Annotated in this window: 1 protein-coding gene; it reads left to right on the forward strand. The window is 64.6% G+C overall.

Going from position 1 to position 396, the window contains the following annotated elements; translation table 11 throughout:
- Positions 1-270: hypothetical protein (locus I6F31_RS36280; RefSeq protein ID WP_225187068.1), on the forward strand; the 270-nt coding region annotated here is incomplete at its 5' end.
- Positions 271-396 lie beyond the last annotated feature (126 nt).

Raw genomic sequence — 396 nt, forward strand, 5'->3', positions numbered from 1 at the left:
CTTGTGCAACTGCCCGCCAACATCGTCGTCGGCACCGCCATCGGCACGCCTGCGCAGATGCTGCGGCCGACGCTCGCCTATCTCGACATGCTCGACAGCACGGTCACGCGCGCCATTGAAGGCGGCGGCGACGCAGCCCGCGCGCTCGCGTATGTCCCGGGCGACGCCTATCGCGACTGGCGCAACTTTCATCCCCGCCATGCGCTGAACGTCGGACGTGCGTGGCGCGAACTCGAAGATCGCTGGATGCAAAGCGCGCCGAGCGCCTGATCGCAGCTGCTCCATGGCTGAACAGACGGCAGACATGTGTTGCATCAACTGTCCCGCCACGCTACATCCCACGCAAAGCCGCCGGTATCCGCAAACGTTAATCAACGCGCTGCAACTCCGTGCAAT

Source organism: Bradyrhizobium sp. NBAIM01 (assembly GCF_020194115.1).
GTDB lineage: Bacteria > Pseudomonadota > Alphaproteobacteria > Rhizobiales > Xanthobacteraceae > Bradyrhizobium > Bradyrhizobium yuanmingense.